17 protein-coding genes are annotated in these 17,035 nt (G+C 69.0%); 6 read left to right on the forward strand and 11 right to left on the reverse strand.

The window, feature by feature from the left end; translation table 11 throughout:
- Window positions 1-125 precede the first annotated feature (125 nt).
- The 5 genes from BIU99_RS03265 to BIU99_RS03285 all read left to right on the forward strand — a co-directional run bounded on the left by BIU99_RS03265 (window position 126) and on the right by BIU99_RS03285 (window position 5,520).
- Window positions 126-1,373: a branched-chain amino acid ABC transporter permease gene (locus BIU99_RS03265; RefSeq protein ID WP_071259812.1), complete on the forward strand. Its 1,248-nt coding sequence runs from the start codon at window positions 126-128 to the stop codon at window positions 1,371-1,373.
- A 10-nt stretch (window positions 1,374-1,383) separates the two neighbouring features.
- A complete protein-coding gene (locus BIU99_RS03270; RefSeq protein ID WP_064296667.1) occupies window positions 1,384-2,364 on the forward strand; it encodes a branched-chain amino acid ABC transporter permease in 981 nt (326 codons plus the stop codon).
- Window positions 2,354-3,325, forward strand: coding sequence for an ABC transporter ATP-binding protein (locus BIU99_RS03275; protein WP_064296668.1), 972 nt, complete (start codon window positions 2,354-2,356; stop codon window positions 3,323-3,325). Before BIU99_RS03270 ends, BIU99_RS03275 begins: the two co-directional genes overlap by 11 nt.
- Window positions 3,322-4,098, forward strand: coding sequence for an ABC transporter ATP-binding protein (locus tag BIU99_RS03280; protein WP_064296669.1), 777 nt, complete (start codon window positions 3,322-3,324; stop codon window positions 4,096-4,098). Before BIU99_RS03275 ends, BIU99_RS03280 begins: the two co-directional genes overlap by 4 nt.
- A gap of 477 nt (window positions 4,099-4,575) precedes the next feature.
- Complete coding sequence (locus BIU99_RS03285) at window positions 4,576-5,520, forward strand: hypothetical protein (protein WP_071259482.1); 945 nt, start codon at window positions 4,576-4,578, stop codon at window positions 5,518-5,520.
- A 271-nt stretch (window positions 5,521-5,791) separates the two neighbouring features.
- On the opposite strand, the gene BIU99_RS03290 is transcribed toward BIU99_RS03285, so the two are convergent.
- The 3 genes from BIU99_RS03290 to groES all read right to left on the reverse strand — a co-directional run bounded on the left by BIU99_RS03290 (window position 5,792) and on the right by groES (window position 8,687).
- A complete protein-coding gene (locus BIU99_RS03290; protein WP_064296671.1) occupies window positions 5,792-7,069 on the reverse strand; it encodes an ABC transporter substrate-binding protein in 1,278 nt (425 codons plus the stop codon).
- A 187-nt stretch (window positions 7,070-7,256) separates the two neighbouring features.
- Window positions 7,257-8,195, reverse strand: coding sequence for an EamA family transporter RarD (gene rarD / locus BIU99_RS03295; protein ID WP_082916238.1), 939 nt, complete (start codon window positions 8,193-8,195; stop codon window positions 7,257-7,259).
- 195 nt (window positions 8,196-8,390) lie between these two features.
- Complete coding sequence (groES, locus tag BIU99_RS03300) at window positions 8,391-8,687, reverse strand: co-chaperone GroES (RefSeq protein ID WP_056008047.1); 297 nt, start codon at window positions 8,685-8,687, stop codon at window positions 8,391-8,393.
- Window positions 8,688-8,845: 158 nt separating this feature from the next.
- On the opposite strand from groES, the gene BIU99_RS03305 reads away from it, so the two are divergent.
- Complete coding sequence (locus BIU99_RS03305) at window positions 8,846-10,051, forward strand: class I SAM-dependent methyltransferase (RefSeq protein ID WP_071259485.1); 1,206 nt, start codon at window positions 8,846-8,848, stop codon at window positions 10,049-10,051.
- A 39-nt stretch (window positions 10,052-10,090) separates the two neighbouring features.
- On the opposite strand, the gene BIU99_RS19660 is transcribed toward BIU99_RS03305, so the two are convergent.
- From BIU99_RS19660 to glmS, 8 genes are all read right to left on the reverse strand, one after another.
- Window positions 10,091-10,777: a DUF4190 domain-containing protein gene (locus BIU99_RS19660; protein WP_139205333.1), complete on the reverse strand. Its 687-nt coding sequence runs from the start codon at window positions 10,775-10,777 to the stop codon at window positions 10,091-10,093.
- Window positions 10,778-10,871: 94 nt separating this feature from the next.
- Entirely contained in the window at window positions 10,872-11,930 is a 1,059-nt protein-coding gene (tsaD, locus tag BIU99_RS03320) for a tRNA (adenosine(37)-N6)-threonylcarbamoyltransferase complex transferase subunit TsaD (protein WP_064296675.1), read from the reverse strand.
- Window positions 11,927-12,463: a ribosomal protein S18-alanine N-acetyltransferase gene (gene rimI, locus BIU99_RS03325; RefSeq protein WP_064296676.1), complete on the reverse strand. Its 537-nt coding sequence runs from the start codon at window positions 12,461-12,463 to the stop codon at window positions 11,927-11,929. The genes tsaD and rimI overlap by 4 nt, the downstream gene beginning before the upstream one ends.
- Window positions 12,460-13,089, reverse strand: coding sequence for a tRNA (adenosine(37)-N6)-threonylcarbamoyltransferase complex dimerization subunit type 1 TsaB (gene tsaB / locus BIU99_RS03330; RefSeq protein ID WP_064296677.1), 630 nt, complete (start codon window positions 13,087-13,089; stop codon window positions 12,460-12,462). Before tsaB ends, rimI begins: the two co-directional genes overlap by 4 nt.
- A 10-nt stretch (window positions 13,090-13,099) precedes the next feature.
- Window positions 13,100-13,600: a tRNA (adenosine(37)-N6)-threonylcarbamoyltransferase complex ATPase subunit type 1 TsaE gene (gene tsaE / locus BIU99_RS03335; RefSeq protein ID WP_064296678.1), complete on the reverse strand. Its 501-nt coding sequence runs from the start codon at window positions 13,598-13,600 to the stop codon at window positions 13,100-13,102.
- Window positions 13,597-14,757: an alanine racemase gene (gene alr, locus BIU99_RS03340; RefSeq protein WP_064296679.1), complete on the reverse strand. Its 1,161-nt coding sequence runs from the start codon at window positions 14,755-14,757 to the stop codon at window positions 13,597-13,599. Before alr ends, tsaE begins: the two co-directional genes overlap by 4 nt.
- Window positions 14,754-15,110 carry a holo-ACP synthase gene (locus BIU99_RS03345; protein ID WP_064296680.1) on the reverse strand — a complete coding sequence of 119 codons (357 nt, stop codon included), beginning with the start codon at window positions 15,108-15,110 and terminating at the stop codon, window positions 14,754-14,756. The genes alr and BIU99_RS03345 overlap by 4 nt, the downstream gene beginning before the upstream one ends.
- A gap of 74 nt (window positions 15,111-15,184) precedes the next feature.
- Entirely contained in the window at window positions 15,185-17,032 is a 1,848-nt protein-coding gene (gene glmS / locus BIU99_RS03350; protein ID WP_064296748.1) for a glutamine--fructose-6-phosphate transaminase (isomerizing), read from the reverse strand.
- Between the last annotated feature and the right edge of the window lie 3 nt (window positions 17,033-17,035).

Here is a 17,035-nt window from a genome sequence, read left to right on the forward strand (position 1 = left end):
AACAGCGTTGTCCGACGCAGGAGAACGGTCCACGGAAGTGGCCCGGCACTGGAGGTGCAGTGAAGTTCGCTGGAACGACCCGAAACCCGAGACTGGCACGGAGATTCGTGCTCCTCATCGCCCTGATGTTCGGGGCCATCACCCTCACGTCCGTCATGAGCGCCGTCCCGGCTCATGCTGACGAGGTGGGCGAGGAGTACGACTTCTACTTCGCTGGGAACGTCAAGTACGACGACAAACCACTCGAAGGCGTGAACATCACGGTCGACGGCAACGGCTACAAGGCCGATGTCGACACCGACGCCGACGGCAAGTGGAAGATCGGCGTCCCCGAGAAAGGTACGTACAAGGTAACGCTCGACGAGGAGACCCTCCCGAAGGGCGTCATCGTCGCCGAGGGCGGCTCGACCATCGAGGCCGAGTTCGGTCTCACCCAATCGAAGTCCGTGAACTTCTTCCTCGGCGAGGGCGTCCGCGTCACCGTCAGCTTCTGGGACCAACTCGCCGAACGACTCGTCAACGGCCTGAACTTCGGCCTCATGCTGGCCCTCGCCGCCATCGGAGCCTCCCTCGTGTTCGGCACCACCGGACTCAGCAACTTCGCCCACGCGGAGATGGTGACCTTCGGCGCGATCATGGCGCTCGTGTTCGGGGTGTTCCTGCAATGGCCGATCTGGCTGGCCATCATCATCGCCCTCGCCCTGAGCGCCGCGTTCGGCTTCGCGCTCGACGCGGGCATCTGGAGACCCTTGAGACGCAAGGGCGTCGGCATCGTGCAGGTCATGATCGTCTCGATCGGCCTGTCGCTGGCGCTCCGCTACGTGTTCCTCTACTTCATCGGCGGCGGGACGTTCCAGCTGCCCGGTTCCGGAGAGGAGAACATCAAGCTGTTCGGCACGGTCTCACTCAGCGTCACCGACATGATCAGCATGGCGGTCAGCGTCGTGGTGCTCCTCGGCGTGGCCTGGTGGCTCATCAAGACGAAGACCGGCAAGGCGACACGAGCCATCTCGGACAACCCGAGCCTCGCCGCGGCCAGCGGCATCGACGTCGACCGCGTGGTCCGCATCGTCTGGATCCTCGCAGCGACCCTCGCGGGTCTCTCCGGCATCCTGTGGGCGTACTTCCGACCGGGCATCAAGTGGGACATGGGAGCGCAGCTGCTCCTGCTCATCTTCGCGGCCATCACCCTCGGCGGGCTCGGAACCGCCTTCGGCGCCATGGTCGGCGCCCTCATCATCGGCATCCTCGTCGAGGTCTCGACGCTCTGGATCCCGTCTGACATCAAGTACGTCGGCGCCCTCGTGGTGCTCATCGCGGTGCTCCTCGTGAGACCGCAGGGCATCCTCGGACGTCGCGAGAGAATCGGTTAGGGGCACGCGCATGGACTGGGGAAGCATTCTCTCGAACACGCTCGCTTGGGTCATCAGCCCGGAGACGATCGCGTACGCGCTCGCAGCACTCGGCTTGGCCGTGCACTTCGGCTACGGCGGTCTGTTGAACTTCGGTATGGCGGGGTTCATGGCGCTCGGCGCCTACGGCTACGCCATCTCGATCCTGAGCTTCAACCTCCCGTGGTGGGCGGGCATCATCGTCGGCTGTCTGGCCTCGGTGGTCTTCGCCTTCATCCTCGGCATCCCGACCCTGCGACTGCGGGCCGACTATCTGGCCATCGTCACCATCGCGGCGGCCGAGATCGTCCGACTCCTCTTCACCACGCAGGTCTTCGACGAGTTCACGAACTCGGCCGACGGACTCGGCAACTACCACGAGGGCTTCCGGGCCGCGAACCCGATCCCGCCGGGCACGTACGGCTTCGGGCCCTGGGAACTCAACGCGAACCAGTGGTGGGTCCGGATCTTCGGCATCCTGCTGCTCGCCGTCGCCGCACTCCTCGTGTTCCTCCTCATGCGCAGCCCCTGGGGCCGCGTGCTGAAGGGCATCCGCGAGGACGAGGACGCCGTGCGCGCCCTCGGCAAGAACGTGTTCGCCTACAAGATGCAGGCGCTCGTCGTCGGTGGCGTGTTCGGAGCGCTCGGTGGGGTGGTGCTGGCGCTCCCCTCCGCGGTCGTGCCCAGCGTGTACGTCACGAGTCTCACGTTCTTCATCTGGACGATCCTCCTCCTCGGAGGGGCCGCGACGGTCTTCGGGCCGTTGCTCGGCTCGGTGATCTTCTGGGTGATCATGGCGTTCCTCTCGAACGTCCTCCCGGCGCTCGTGAAGGCGGACGTCCTGCCGTTCATGAGCTCGACGCAGGCGTCGACGCTCCGCTACGTGCTGGTCGGTGTCGCGCTCATGCTGATCGTCATCTTCAGGCCGCAAGGCATCCTCGGAAACAAGAAGGAGCTGACCTTTGTCAAGTAACAGCTCACCCACCTCGCGACCGGTCAAGACCACCGGCCTCCACGTCGGCGAGATCGTCCCGGGCGTCAAGAAGGTCGACCCGATCCTCATCGCGGACCAGGTCACCCGGACGTTCGGCGGCCTGCAGGCGGTGAACGTGGAGCACCTGGAGGTGCCCCGCAACGCGATCACCGCCCTCATCGGCCCGAACGGCGCCGGTAAGACGACGCTGTTCAACCTGCTGACCGGCTTCGACAAGCCGAACACCGGGACGTGGAACTTCGACGGCAAGAGCCTCGGGGGCGTCCCGGCGTTCAAGGTCGCCCGCATGGGTCAGGTCCGGACCTTCCAGTTGACGAAGGCGCTCGGCCTGCTCACGGTGCTCGAGAACATGAAGCTCGGCGCGACCGGCCAGACCGGCGAGGGCATCTTCTCCAGCCTGGTGAAGCCGCTCTGGCGGAAGCAGGAGGAGGACCTCGAGGTCAAGGCGATGGACCTCCTGCGTCGCTTCAAGCTCGACACGAAGCGCGACGACTACGCGGCCAGCCTGTCCGGTGGGCAGCGGAAGCTCCTCGAGATGGCGCGGGCGCTCATGAGCGATCCGAAGCTCGTCATGCTCGACGAGCCGATGGCCGGCGTCAACCCGGCGCTCACGCAGTCCCTGCTCGACCACATCCTGGCGTTGAAGGACGAGGGCATGACCGTGCTGTTCGTCGAGCACGACATGCAGATGGTCCGGCACATCGCCGACTGGGTGGTCGTCATGGCCGAAGGCCGTGTCGTCGCCGAGGGTCCGCCCGACACCGTCATGGAGGACCCCGCCGTCATCGACGCCTACCTCGGGAGCCACCAGGACGTCGACCTCGGGGTCGTGACCGGCAGGATCGCCGGAGAGGACAGCGCTGCGGCCGAGGAGCTGCTCGCCGAGATCGAGGACGAACGGCTCGCGGCTGGTGCCGAGCCCGAGGAGGAGCGGAAATGAGCGACGTGAAGGGTGCGCCGGTCGGCGGCACCGCGGTCAAGACCGCCGAGATGGTCGTGGAGGTCACCGATCTGACCGCCGGGTACCTCCCCGGCGTGAACATCCTGAACAGCGCCAACCTGACCGCCCGGAAGGGCGAGCTCATCGGCATCATCGGACCGAACGGTGCGGGGAAGTCGACGCTGTTGAAGGCGATCTTCGGACAGGTGAAGGTGCGCAGCGGACAGGTGCTGCTGAACGGCGAGGACATCACGGGGCTGCGGGCGAACAAGCTCGTGGCGCGCGGCGTCGGGTTCGTGCCACAGACGAACAACGTGTTCCCGAGCCTCACCATCGAGGACAACCTCAAGATGGGGCTGTTCCAGAAGCCGAAGCAGTACAACGAGCGCCTCGAGTTCGTCACCGGGATCTTCAGCGAACTCGGGAAGCGGCTCAAGCAGCGCGCCGGTTCGCTGTCGGGTGGTGAGCGCCAGATGGTCGCGATGTCACGGGCCCTCATGATGGATCCGCACGTGCTGCTCCTCGACGAGCCGTCTGCGGGGTTGTCGCCGGTCCGACAGGACGACGCGTTCATCCGCGTCTCGGACATCAACAAGGCCGGCGTCACCACGATCATGGTGGAGCAGAACGCACGCCGTTGTCTGCAGATCTGCGACCGCGGGTACGTGCTCGACCAGGGTCGTGACGCCTACACCGGGACGGGCCGCGAGCTCCTCTCGGATGACAAGGTGATCGGCCTCTACCTGGGCACGCTCGGCCAGGACGAGGACTGATCAGGGCGATCCCCACTCGCGGGTCGGCGGGTACTTCGGTACCCTCGAACATGCTTGTCCCGGCCGCGTGCCGAGCGACGGGCCAGAAGCCACCGGATCCCGACCGGTGAACGAACCACAACTCCTCCCTCCCCCGAGGGGCACCGTCGTACCAAGACGGCCTCCTGAGACGGGGACGGAGGAGTTGTGCATTCTCCCTCCCCCTTTCGCCAGCGCGGTGCGCTGACGCGAGCGCGGTTCTGGCGCGTGAGCGCGGGTCTCCGGAGGCACGCGCTCACGCGCTGGACCCGCGCTCACGCCGAGTCCCAGCCCCCGCAGCACAGCGACCCGCGCTGAGGCCGACCACCCGCGCTGGCGTCAGCGCACCGCGCTGGGTGCCACTCCACCCTCGCTCCACCGGAGGCTGGATGGGAGCAGTTCTCCACATCGCTTCCACGACACGAGCTACCGGCGGCGTCGAACGGGCACGGTGAGGCGATGGAATCCTTCGATCTCAACCTGCTCCTCCGCCCGAACGGACTCCTGCTCGTTCGCGACGCGCGCCGGGTCGGTGCCGAGCGCCTGGTGAGCGCCGCCCACCGCGACGGCGACCTGGTGCGTCTGCGGAAGGGCATCTACGTCCCTGAACCGATATGGAGTTCCCTGTCCCCCGATGACCGCTACCGGGTCCGGATCGATGCGGCGGCCGTTGCGCTCCGCAAGGACGCATTGTTCAGCCACTACTCGGCGGCGCGGTTGTGGGGACTCCCGATCGTGGGTCCGTGGCCTCCCGAGGTGCACACGCTGACGAGCGGTGATCGCGGAGGGCGTTCGGCCCCCGGCATCATCCGTCACACCACGCAGGGCTCCGTCACCCGACGGATGCGGTACGGGCTCGCGGTCACGGACCCGGCTCGGACCGTCGTCGATCTCGCCCGGATCGCCCGCCTCGAGGACGCCGTCGCCGTCGCCGACGCTGCCCTCCGGCTCAAGCTCACCGACGAGACGGCGCTCCGCTCGCTCGCACGAGACCTGCCGGGCCGACGGGGAGGACGCCAGGTGCGCTTTGCGATCGAGTTCGCGGACCCGCTCGCCGCGAACGGTGGTGAATCGAAGATGCGGGTCGTGATCGCGCGGCTCGGTTTCGCCCTGCCGGTGCTGCAGCAGGCCTTCTCCGACGCAGACGGACCGGTCGGCGTGGTCGATGCGGTCTGGCCGGACGAGCGCATCATCCTCGAACTCGACGGCCGACAGAAGTATGTGCGGGAGGAGTTCACGCAGGGACGGGACGTGGCCGACATCGTCCTGGCGGAGAAGCATCGGGAGGACCGTCTGCGCGCGCTCGGCTACACCGTCGTCCGCGCGACCTGGGAGGACCTCGTCCATCCGAGTCGGCTCGCCGCGAAGCTCGAGCGCGCAGGGCTGCAACGCGCGTTCCGTTGACCCGGGCGTCCGACTGGTCGCTGTCAGCGCGGTGCGCCGGCGTGAGCGCGCCCCGCTGTGCCGCATGGGCTCGGAATCGGCGTGAGCGCGTCGCAGACGCGTGAGCGCGGGTCTCCGGAGACCCGCGCTCACGCGCTGGACCCGCGCTCGCGTCAGCGCACCGCGCTGGCGCCACCACACACGGCACAGCACACGCGAGGGCGGCAGTTACAGCTGCCGGACACGACGGAGGCCCCGGATCGCTCCGGGGCCTCGTCAGTCGCGTGGGCGACTAGTTGGTGCGGGTGTACTTGTTGTCGTCACCGTACTGGTAGATACCGATGGTCGCCTCGGTCGGGTCGCCGTTCTCGTCGAACGTGATCGGACCGGAGTTGCCGTCGTAGTCGATCTTCTTGCCGTCGGCGATGGCCTTCGCACCCTCTTCGAAGGTGGTCACCTTCTCGCCCTTGTCCTTGCCACCGGACACGGACTGGAGCTCGGCCGCCATGTCGGCGCCCTCGGTCGAGCCGGCCTGCAGCGCCGCGAGGGCGAGCAGGATGACGGCGTCGTAGGATTCAGCCGCGTAGCTGTAGTCCTTCAGCGGCTCGCCACCCTCGTCCTTCACGAACGACTGGAGGCGGTCGGTGAAGTCACCGAGCTTCGCGGTGTCGAGACCGGGCAGCGTGCCCTTGGCGCCCGTCAGCGTGCCCGGAGCGAAGTCCGCGCTGTAGTCGGCGAGGTTGCCGTCGACGAAGTAGAGCTTGTCCGACGGGAAGCCGGCGAGACCGGGGACGATCGTCTTGGTCTCCTCGAACGCGATGATCGCGATCGCGTCGGGGTTCTCCGCCTTGACCGCGCTGATCTGCGCGTCGAACGAGGTGTCACCCGTGTTGTAGGACTGCTCGGCGACCACTTCACCGCCGGCGCTCTCGAACGCCTCCTTGGTGAACTTCGCGAGGCCGGTGCCGTACGAGTCGTTCAGGTAGATGATGCCGAGGGTGGCGTTGCCGTCCTCCGCGATCAGGTTCCCGAGGACCTCGCCCTGCAGCACGTCGGACGGCGCCGTCCGCCAGTAGAGACCGTTGTCGTCCCACGTGGTGAAGTCCGCGGAGGTGTTCGCCGGGGAGAACTGGATGACGCCTGCGCCGGTGACTTCGTCGATGAAGAGCTTCGACACACCCGAGGACGCTGCACCGATGATGGCGGTGACGCCCTCTGAGAGCAGACGGGGGACCTCGGTCGCGTACGCCTTGTTGTCGGAGTCACCCGAGTCGCCGAGCGTCAGGTCGATCTTGATGCCGAGGTCGGCGTCGTTGACCTCCTTGACCGCGAGACCGACACCGGCCTCCTCGGGCGGGCCGAGGAACGCGAGGTTACCGGTCTGCGGCAACGCCGTGCCGAGCTTCAGGGTCAGGTCGCCAGCAGGCTTGCTGCTGCTGCCGCTGTCGCCGCTACCACTCGAGGCGCAACCGCTCAGGACCAGCGCGCTGGCTCCGATCAGTGCGATACCACCGAGAACGATGGAACGTGGGCGGGAGCGAGCGGCCGTGGCCTTCGAAAAGACGCTCATGGTACTCCTTGCTTGTCAGAAGAGTGGCAGCTCCAGGGGCTGCCGTTGAGTCAAGTTATCCGCTGCACGTGCGCTGGACAATGTCGTTGACGTTACAAGCGTGTAACACGACCAAATCGTTACCTCAGGAGGGGCTGTTTCGCGCTTTTCCTGCAGTGGTCGCGCGATCAGCGCTGGAATCCGCTGTTCAGACCCTCGTCGAGCGGCGTCGTTCGGCCCCGACGACCCGACGACCCCGGGTGGAGGCGACGAGCATGTCGACGGTGAGGATCGCGAGCGCCAGCCACACGAGACCGAAGCCCAACCAGCGCTCCGGCGGCATCGCCTCGTGCAGGACCGCGACACCGACGACGAATTGGATGATCGGTGCGAAGTACTGGATGAAACCCATCCAGGTGAGCGGGAGGCGGCGGGCCGCCGCCGCGAACAGCAGGAGCGGGACGGCGGTGATGACGCCGGCGCCGACGAGGAGCAGGGCGTGCCCGACGCCCGCGGTGCCGATGGTCAGCCCACCGGTCACGCCGACCGCGATGAGCTGGGCGATCGCGACCGGCATCAGCCACACGGTCTCGAGCGTCAACCCGGACACCGCGTCGACCGAGCCGCCCACGAGCTTCTTGATGTAGCCGTAGAGGCCGAATGAGAAGGCCAGGATCAGGGCGATCCAGGGGACGCTGCCGTGTCCGATCGCGAGGACCAGGACCGCGATCACACTCACGACCACCGCGACCCACTGGGCTGGACGCAACCGCTCGCGGAGGAAGAAGACGCCGAGGAAGACGGTCACGATCGGGTTGATGAAGTAGCCGAGCGACGCCTCGACCACTTGGCCGTTGAGCGCGCCGTAGACGTAGGTCTGCCAGTTGACGTAGATGAGCGCTCCGGCGAGGCCCATCGTCAGGACGATGCGGCGCTGGCGGAGGATGCCGAACAGCCGGCGCCAGGAACGGGTCGCCAGGATGAGGACGGCGCAGAAGACGAGGGAGAAGAGGATCCGCCACGCCACGACCTCGAAGGCGCCGGCCGGTGCGAGGGCGATGAAGTAGAGCGGGAGCGCTCCCCAGAGGCAGTAGGCGGCGACCGCCGAGAGCAGTCCGGACCGGCTCCCCTGCTGGGGCACGGCCACACTCGCACGTCGATCCCCTCCCCCGTCAACGGTGACGGAGTGGATGTCGACGTCGGCTGGATCGCTGGGGTTCTGCACTGGTCCAGGCTAGACCCGCGACTCCCCGCGACACCCTCCGGAAACGGACACAGCCCGAATGGCGAATGCCATTCGGGCTGTTGAGCGGCCTGAGCCGCCGGATCCGTGCGCTGGTGACTAGCGGACGACGACTGCGAGGACGTCGCGCGCGGACAGGACCAGGTAGTCCTCACCGGCGTACTTGACCTCGGTGCCACCGTACTTGGAGTAGATCACCTTGTCGCCGACGGCGACGTCGAGCGGGACGCGGTTGCCGTTGTCGTCGATGCGACCGGGTCCGACCGCCACGACCTCGCCCTCCTGGGGCTTCTCCTTGGCGGTGTCGGGGATGACCAGACCGGAAGCGGTGGTCTGCTCTGCCTCGACCTGCTTGATGACGATGCGATCCTCGAGCGGCTTGATGGAGACCGACACGGTTGACCTCTTTCTTGAAACGAAGACGTGGTTAGCACTCACACTGCGAGAGTGCTGATTCCAGTGTAGGCATCTTCTGGCACTCATGCAATGCGAGTGCCAATCAGCGGCTGCTACCGTTGCCGGATGCATCCAGCTCCGCCCGAGGCCCACTGACCATGGACCGTTCGGAACTCGTCGAACTCCTCACGGCCGACGGCCTCAGGCTCCTCGACTCCCTGCCGCCCTACCCGACGAAGGACGAGGCCGTCCGCCTGGTCGGGCGCCTGCGCAAGGAGGGCCACTCCCCCGAGCTGGTCGCGGCGGTCCTCACGCAGTCGCGGCTGAGGCAGAAGGCCGTCGGCAAGTTCGGTCCGTTCGCCGGCCGCATGCTGTTCACCGAGGCAGGCCTCGAACAGGCCACGCGCCTTCCCGTCGCCGCATTGCACGCCGGGCGTTTCGCCCGGGCCGGCCTCACGCGCGTCGCCGACCTCGGCAGCGGCATCGGCGCCGACTCGATGGCCATGGCCTCGCTCGACCTGGAGGTCACGGCGGTCGACATCGACGAGGTCACCGCCGCCATCGCCAGCTACAACCTCGCTCCGTTCCCCACGGCGACCGTGCGGAACGCCGCCGCCGACGACGTCTCCCTCGATGACTTCGACGCGGTCTGGTTCGATCCCGCGCGGCGCACCGCAGGACACGCCGACACCGCGCGGCTGTCCAGTGCCGCCGACTACACCCCGTCCCTCGACCTGGTCTTCGGTGCGGCGACCAGCCTCCCCACAGGCGTCAAGCTCGGGCCCGGATTCGACCGCTCACTCATCCCCGACGACGCCGAGGCGCAGTGGGTGTCCGTCGACGGACAGCTCGTCGAGATGGCGCTCTGGTTCGGCCCGCTGGCCCGTCCGGACATCCGACGGTCCGCGCTCCTCCTTGCGGACGGCGTCCACCACGAGTTGCACGCCGAGGCCGACGCCGATGACGCCCCCGTGAGGGAACTCGGCGACTACGTGCACGAACCCGACGGGTCGGTGATCCGGGCCCGACTCATCGGCGACCTCGCCGTCCGCTTGGAGGCCGGCATGCTCGGCCAGGGCATCGCCTACCTGACCTCCGACACGGCGACGACCTCGCCGTTCGCCACGACCTTCCGGGTGCTCGAGCGGCTACCGATGGACGAGAAGGTCCTCAAGCGCACGATGCGGGATCGCGGGATCGGCGTCCTCGAGGTCAAGAAGCGCGGCGTCGACGTCGACCCCGCGGCGTTCCGGAAGCGCATGGCGCTCAGGGGCGACGGCTCGGCCACGATCATCCTCACGAGGATCGCGGGCAAACACAGTGCGCTGCTCGTCGAACGGGTGACACCGGCCGCTGACGCCTGACCCGACGGTGTCCGCCGGACCGCAGCGTCCCGAGGAGGATCAGGTCGAGACGTACCCGATGATCACGACGACGCTGTAGGCGAGCCAGCCGACGGAGCAGGCGAGACTGACGAACCCGGTCACGAGGCCGGTGAGGGCGCGGCCTCGGCCCTGCGGCTCGCGACGCCTGGCTCCGAATCCGAGGACGATGGCCGCGATCGACAGGGGGAAGCCCCAACCGACGAAGACCGACACGACGAGCCCGACGAGACCGGTGATGAGCGACCAGGTGCTCCGTGAGGTCCCGGTCGACGCGGCAGTGGTCTGCGTCTGCGACTGCTGGTACGCGGCGTAGCCGCCCTGGCTCGGTGCCTGGTAGACCGCCGTCGGCACCGTCTGGAGATAGGTCGCGTGATCGCCCTGCCAACCCGCCGGTGGAGGGGAGGCCTGGCCCTGGGGCTGGTACGGCTGCTGAGGTTGGTAGGGCTGCTGCTGGCCCTGGGGCTGGTACGGCTGCTGGGGCGCGTACGGCTGCTGCTGGCCCTGCGGCGCGACAGCCTGCTGGGAGGGCTGCGGCGGCTGGTACGGCGACCAGGGCTGCTGGGCCTGCGGCTGGTGAGGAGGCTGCTGCCCCCACTGCTGCTGCGGCTGCCCGATGGGCTGCTCGGCCTGCGGCGGGCGCGACTGCCCGTCCACTGCACCGTCCTGGTGCTGAGGTCGTCCGTCGGGGTGCTCGTGCTGATCCATCGCCGCTCCTTCGATCCGTGACCGCGTACCGGCCCATCCTATGCGCCGACGTCCGCGCACCCGGTCGACGGCCGGGAGACGGCTGGTCGAGCGGTCAGTACACCTGGATCTCGGTGACCGGCAGGGTCGAGTCGGCGCCGAAGTCGAGCGAGGACGGCTCGTGCCCGGCGGAGATGAGCTGCGCGGCGAGTGCGGCGATCATCGCACCGTTGTCGGTGCAGAGCTGCAACGGCGGGATGCGGAGTTCGATCCCGGCCGAGGTGGTGCGTTCGGCGGCCACCTCGCGGAGCCGCGCGTTCGCGATGACGCCGCCCCCCAGCAGCAGGCGGGGCACGCCGAGCTCGGTGCACGCTCTGACCGCCTTCGAGACGAGCACGTCGACGACGGCCTCGCGGAAACTGGCGGCGACGTCCGCGACGGGGACCGGCTCCCCCGCGTCCTGCTTCGCCTCGACCCAGCGTGCCACGGCCGTCTTCAGGCCGGAGAAGGAGAAGTCGTAGCGATGCCGCTCCATGTCCTTCGGCAGGCTGAGTCCGCGGGGGAAGCGGATCGCCTTCGGGTCGCCGCCGACGGCCGCACGGTCGATCTGCGGCCCGCCCGGGTAGGGCAGGCCCAGAATGCGCGCGACCTTGTCGAAGGCCTCGCCCGCCGCATCGTCGATGGTCTCGCCGAGCAGTTCGACGTCCGACACGAGGTCCCGCACGAGGAGCAGCGAGGTGTGCCCGCCGGACACGAGCAGGGCGATCGTCGGGTACTCGATCGTCCCGTCTTCGGAGTCGAGGACGTCCGCGCCGACATGACCGACGAGGTGGTTCACGGCGTACAGCGGTTTGCCGAGGGACACGGCGAGCGCCTTCGCTGCGCCGACGCCGACCATGAGTGCGCCGGACAGGCCGGGGCCACTCGTCACCGCGACGGCGTCGAGGTCGGCCAGGGCGACGCCGGCCTCGGCGAGCGCCGCCGTGAGCGTCGGCTCGAGCGCCTCGAGGTGGGCACGTGCGGCGACCTCCGGGACGACCCCGCCGTACCGCGCGTGCTCGTCCATGCTCGAGGCGATGGTGTTCGCCAGCAGGTGGTGCCCGCGGACGATGCCGATCCCGGTCTCGTCGCAGCTCGTCTCGATGCCGAGGACGAGCGGTTCTGCTCGGTTCACGCGATGCTCCCGGGGTGCTGGTCGGTCTGGTCGAGCGGGGACTGGCCGTGGGCGGGCATGGGCGGCCTCGGCTGGACCGTGAGTCGCATGACGATGGCGTCGACGTCGTCCGGCTGGTAGTAGCCGGGGCGGATGCCGAGTTCCTCGAAGCCGAGACTCCGGTACAGCGTGATCGCAACGGGGTTGTCGGCCCTGACCTCGAGGAAGACCTGGGTGACGTCCTGCTGCCTGGCCTGCTCGATGAGCGCCTGCATGAGGAGTCGTCCGAGTCCTCGTCCTCTGGCGTGCCCGGCGACGGCGATGGTCTGGATGTCGGCGTCGTCGGACCGGGACGGTGCGAAGAGTCCGCCGTAGCCGGCGAGTGTCGCGCCGTCGGCGTCGACCTCCGTCGCGACGAGGTAGTACCCGTGCGGCGACGACAGTTCGGCGCGCATCATGTCCGCCGACCAGGCGTCGTTCACGAAGACGGTGTGCTCGAGCTCCATGATCGCGTCGAGGTCGGCGACACCCGCGCGGCGCAGCGACCAGCTCACGCCGTCACCCGCTTGGCGCCCGCGGACATCGTGACGTCGGGCGAGCGGAGGTACAACGGCTCCTCCCCCGCGAATCCGCCATCGGTGGCGAGGAGTGCGGAGGCGACCTGCCCCAACGCCCCGGCGGGGACGACGAGCGCGTCGAGGCGCACGGATGCGGTGGTCGGGAGGTCGTCGGGTTTCGCGAGGGCCGGCCCCTGGACGCGGACCGGGAGGCCGGCTGCGTCGAGTCCGGCGTAGCTCGTCCAGTAGCGTTCGCGACGGCGGGCGTCGGTGACCACGAGGAGTGTGGCATCGGGCGCGGCGGACCCGGAACGGTAGGCGTCGAGCGCGATCGCATCGTGGCTCACCACGGGGTGCACCGGGAGGCTTGCGCCGATCCCGAAGCTGCGGGCCGCGGCGATCCCGATCCGGAGTCCGGTGAACGGCCCAGGGCCCATGCCCGCGACCAGCCCGGTCAGCGCGGCGACCTCGATCCCGGCGTCGTCGAGGCATCCGGCGATGAGCGTCCCGATGACTTCGGCATGCCGCATCGGGTCGTCGGAGGACCGTTCGGCCAACACCTCGCCACCCAGGGTGACGACGGCGACGCTCGAACCCGCGGATGTATCGATCGCCAACAGCACGTCGTCCAGCCTACCCGGCGTCGATGGCGGGGTGCCGCGAGAGCGTGAGGGTCCGGCGCTCGATCGGCTCCTCGCCGGCATCGTCCGTCGCGGGTTCGTCGCCGGCTCCGGTCGGACGCTCGATGACGAGCTCGAACCACGTGGGGACCACGCCGTCGAGCAATCCGGCCCCCCACTCGACGACGACGACGGATCGGGCGAAGTCGATGTCGAGGTCGTCGAGTTCGAGAGCCGAGCCGAGCCGGTAGGCGTCCACGTGGACGAGCGGCGGACCACCGACGAGGCTCGGGTGCGTCCTGGCGAGCACGAAGGTGGGGCTGGTGACGGGGCCGCGGACCCCGAGGCCCTCGCCGATGCCTCGCGTGAGCGTCGTCTTGCCCGCTCCGAGCGGCCCGGTCAGGACGAGAAGCTGCCCGGCGCGCAATGCGGCGCCGAGCCGGACGCCGTAGGCATGCATCTCCTCGGGCGTCGCCACGTCGACGGTGCCCGGGGTGAGGACGTGATCGGTCATGGCCGCTCCCTGGTCGTCCGGACTACGCGCGGTCCGATCCGGGTGACGAGTTCGTAGTTGATGGTGCCGGCAGCCTCCGCCCACTCCTCGACGCGCGGCGCGCCGGACGCCGGATCGCCGAAGAGCACGGCGTCGTCGCCCACGGCGACCGCGTCGTCACCGACGTCGACGACGAACTGGTCCATCGCGATCCGCCCGCACACCCGGTAGCGGCGTCCGTTGATGACGACCGGACCGGCGTTCGAGGCGCTCCGCGGCACACCGTCGGCGTATCCGAGCGGGATGAGGGCGAGCGTCGTCGCCGTGCTGGTCCGGTAGCTGTAGTCGTAGGACACCCCGGCACCCGGTTCGACCCGACGCACGGCGGCGACCGTCGCCCGGAGGGTCATGACGGGCCTGAGGCCGAAGGCGTCGGCCGAGCGGTCGACGTCGTCGGTGGGTTCGAAGGGCGAGAGGCCGTACACCGCGAGTCCGAGGCGGACGGCGTCGAAGCGGAGGGAGGGCTCGCCGAGCGCTGCCGCCGATGCGGCGAGGTGCAGACTCCGCGGCGTGAGACCGGCCTCCGCGGCGAGGGCGACACCGCGTTCGAAGCGGACAGCGGCGGCCCGGTCGTCGGCGGTGGAGGTGTTGGAGACGTGCGAGAACAGCCCGTCGACCCGGACGAGCCCCGCAGCCTCAGCGGCTGCGGCGGCTCGGAAGAGCTCCGGCCAGTCGGCCTCGGCCGCACCGTTCCGGCTGAGTCCGGTCTCCAGTTTGAACTGGACGACCGGCACGACGGACGGCCGATCCCGAGCGGCCTCGATCACGCGCTCGAGCTGCGCCACCGACGACAGACCGAGGTCGATCCCGGCATCGAGTGCGGCGCCGAACGCAACCTGCGGGCCGTGCAGCCAGGCGAGGATCGGTGCCGTGATCCCGGCGGCACGCAGCGCGACGCCCTCCATGATGTCGGCGACTCCCAGGCGATCGGCCCCGGCCTCGATCGCCGCGCGGGCGATCGCCTCGGCACCGTGCCCGTAGGCGTCGGCCTTGACGACGACGATGAGTTCACCGACGCCGGTCAGCTCGCGCAGGCGACGGACGTTGTGGCGCAGGGCGTCGAGGTCGATGATCGCCTCGCGGGTCGGGCGCTCGTCGACCTCGGACACGGGCGTCATCCTTCCCGCTCCGCGACGACGAACGCGACGGCGACCCCGGCGTCGTGCGTCATGGTCAGGTGCATGCTCGTGATCCCCCGCTCGGCCACCACCCCCGCCGTGACGCCGGACAGCGCGAAATCGGGCTTCCCCTCCGGGCCGTTCACGATCGCCATCTCCTGCCACCGGATACCGTCCGAGGAACCCAGTGCCTTGATGAGCGCCTCCTTGGCGGCGAACCGTCCGGCGAGGGACCGCAGCGGGAGGTCGCGTTCCGACGGGACGAAGAGCCTGGCCAGCAGGTTCGGGGTGCGCGTGATCGCCCGTTCGAACCGTGCGAGGTCGACCAGGTCCACCCCGATGCCGATGATCATCCCTCTACTCTACGGCCGTCGTGTGCGGCCTGGAGGCTCGCTCGACGGGCCACCTCGGACCCCGCGGACCGTCCCTACTCGACCGTGACGGACTTCGCGAGGTTGCGCGGCTGGTCGACGTCGAGGCCCTTCGCCGTCGCGAGCTCCATCGCGAAGATGTGCAGCGGGATGACGGCGAGCAGGGGCTCGAACAGCGGACCGGCGAGCGGGATCGGGATGACCTCGTCGGCCGAGGGCAGGACGGCGGCGTCGCCCTGCTCCGCGATCGCGATGACCCGGGCACCGCGTGCACGGATCTCCTCGATGGTCGAGATGACCTTCGGGTGCAGGATCGCCGAGCCACGTGGGCTCGGGACGACGACGAAGACGGGCTGGCCCGGCTCGATGAGGGCGATCGGGCCGTGCTTGAGCTCGCCACCGGCGAAGCCTTCAGCGTGGATGTACGCGAGCTCCTTGAGCTTCAGCGCGCCCTCGAGCGCGATCGGGTACCCCACATGGCGTCCGAGGAAGAGCACGGCCCGGGAGTCGGCCATCCAGTGCGCGAGCTGCGCGATCTTCTCGGAGGCCCCGAGGATGCTGGCGATCTTGTCGGGCACGCCCTGCAGCTCCTCGACCTGCGACGCCAGGAACGCCGGCGTCTGGGTGCCGCGCACCCGCGCGAGGTGCAGCCCGAACAGGTACAGCGCCGTGATCTGGGCGGTGAACGCCTTCGTGGACGCGACCGCGACCTCGGGCCCCGCGTGGGTGTACACCACGGCGTCCGACTCACGCGCGATCGTGGCGCCCTGCGTGTTGCAGATCGACAGCGTCTTCGCGCCGGACTCGCTCGCGAAACGCACCGCCATGAGCGTGTCCATGGTCTCGCCCGACTGGCTCACCGAGATGACGAGCGTGCGCGCGTCGATGACCGGGTCGCGGTAGCGGAACTCGTGGCTGAGCTCCACGGTGACCGGGATCCCGGCCCAGCGCTCGATCGCGTAGGTGCCGACCGTGCCGGCGTAGGCGGCGGTGCCGCACGCGATGATCACGATGCGGTCGATGTCGAGGAAGAGCTCGTCGAGTCCGGCGAGTTCGGGGATGACGACCTGGCCGCCCTCGACCCGCCCGCGGATCGTGTTCGCGACCGCGTCGGGCTCCTCGCTGATCTCCTTCGCCATGAAGCTCGACCAGCCGCCCTTGTCGGCCGCCGAAGCGTCCCACTGGATCTCGAACGGCTCGGTCACCACGTGGTTGCCGGAGAAGTCGGTGACCGTCACGTCGTCGGGCGTGATGACGACCATCTGGTCCTGGCCGATCGCGACCGCGCGCTGGGTGTACTGCACGAACGCGGCGACGTCCGACCCGAGGAAGTTCTCGCCGTCGCCGAGCCCGATGACGAGCGGCGAGTTCCGACGCGCGCCGATGACGACGCCGGGCAGGTCCTGGTGCATGGCGAGCAGCGTGAAGGCGCCGTCCAGGCGAGCGACGACGCGGCGGAAGGCCTCGGTGAGGTCGCCGGTAGAGCGGTACTCGCGGCCGATGAGCACGGCGGCGATCTCGGTGTCGGTGTCGCTCTCGAAGGTGAAGCCGTCCGCGAGGAGTTCCGCTCGCAGCTCGGCGAAGTTCTCGATGATGCCGTTGTGGATGAGCGCGAGGCGCCCTTCGTCGCCGAGGTGCGGGTGCGCGTTGCGGTCCGTCGGTCCACCGTGGGTCGCCCAACGGGTGTGACCGATACCGGTCGAGCCCGGCGCGATGGGGTTCGCGGCGAGGTCCTCGGTGAGGACGGCCAGCTTCCCGGCGCGCTTCCGGGTGTTCAGTGAGCCCGTCGCGTCGAGCACGGCGATCCCGGCGGAGTCGTACCCCCGGTACTCGAGCCGCTTGAGTCCGCCCATGAGGACGTCCACCGTCTTGTCGTTCCCGACGTACCCTACGATTCCACACATGTA

Source organism: Plantibacter sp. MMLR14_011, assembly GCF_001865025.1.
GTDB lineage: Bacteria > Actinomycetota > Actinomycetes > Actinomycetales > Microbacteriaceae > Plantibacter > Plantibacter flavus_A.

What these genes read in the sequence shown, in the direction of transcription:
- BIU99_RS19660 (WP_139205333.1), bottom strand. Translation starts at nt 10,777, where the DNA reads ATGGATCAGCACGAGCACCCCGACGGACGACCTCAGCACCAGGACGGT.
- BIU99_RS03345 (WP_064296680.1), bottom strand. Translation starts at nt 15,110, where the DNA reads ATGATCATCGGCATCGGGGTGGACCTGGTCGACCTCGCACGGTTCGAA.
- BIU99_RS03265 (WP_071259812.1), top strand. Translation starts at nt 126, where the DNA reads ATGTTCGGGGCCATCACCCTCACGTCCGTCATGAGCGCCGTCCCGGCT.
- BIU99_RS03280 (WP_064296669.1), top strand. Translation starts at nt 3,322, where the DNA reads ATGAGCGACGTGAAGGGTGCGCCGGTCGGCGGCACCGCGGTCAAGACC.
- BIU99_RS03270 (WP_064296667.1), top strand. Translation starts at nt 1,384, where the DNA reads ATGGACTGGGGAAGCATTCTCTCGAACACGCTCGCTTGGGTCATCAGC.
- glmS (WP_064296748.1), bottom strand. Translation starts at nt 17,032, where the DNA reads ATGTGTGGAATCGTAGGGTACGTCGGGAACGACAAGACGGTGGACGTC.
- BIU99_RS03305 (WP_071259485.1), top strand. Translation starts at nt 8,846, where the DNA reads ATGGACCGTTCGGAACTCGTCGAACTCCTCACGGCCGACGGCCTCAGG.
- BIU99_RS03290 (WP_064296671.1), bottom strand. Translation starts at nt 7,069, where the DNA reads ATGAGCGTCTTTTCGAAGGCCACGGCCGCTCGCTCCCGCCCACGTTCC.
- BIU99_RS03285 (WP_071259482.1), top strand. Translation starts at nt 4,576, where the DNA reads ATGGAATCCTTCGATCTCAACCTGCTCCTCCGCCCGAACGGACTCCTG.
- tsaE (WP_064296678.1), bottom strand. Translation starts at nt 13,600, where the DNA reads ATGACCGATCACGTCCTCACCCCGGGCACCGTCGACGTGGCGACGCCC.
- alr (WP_064296679.1), bottom strand. Translation starts at nt 14,757, where the DNA reads ATGACGCCCGTGTCCGAGGTCGACGAGCGCCCGACCCGCGAGGCGATC.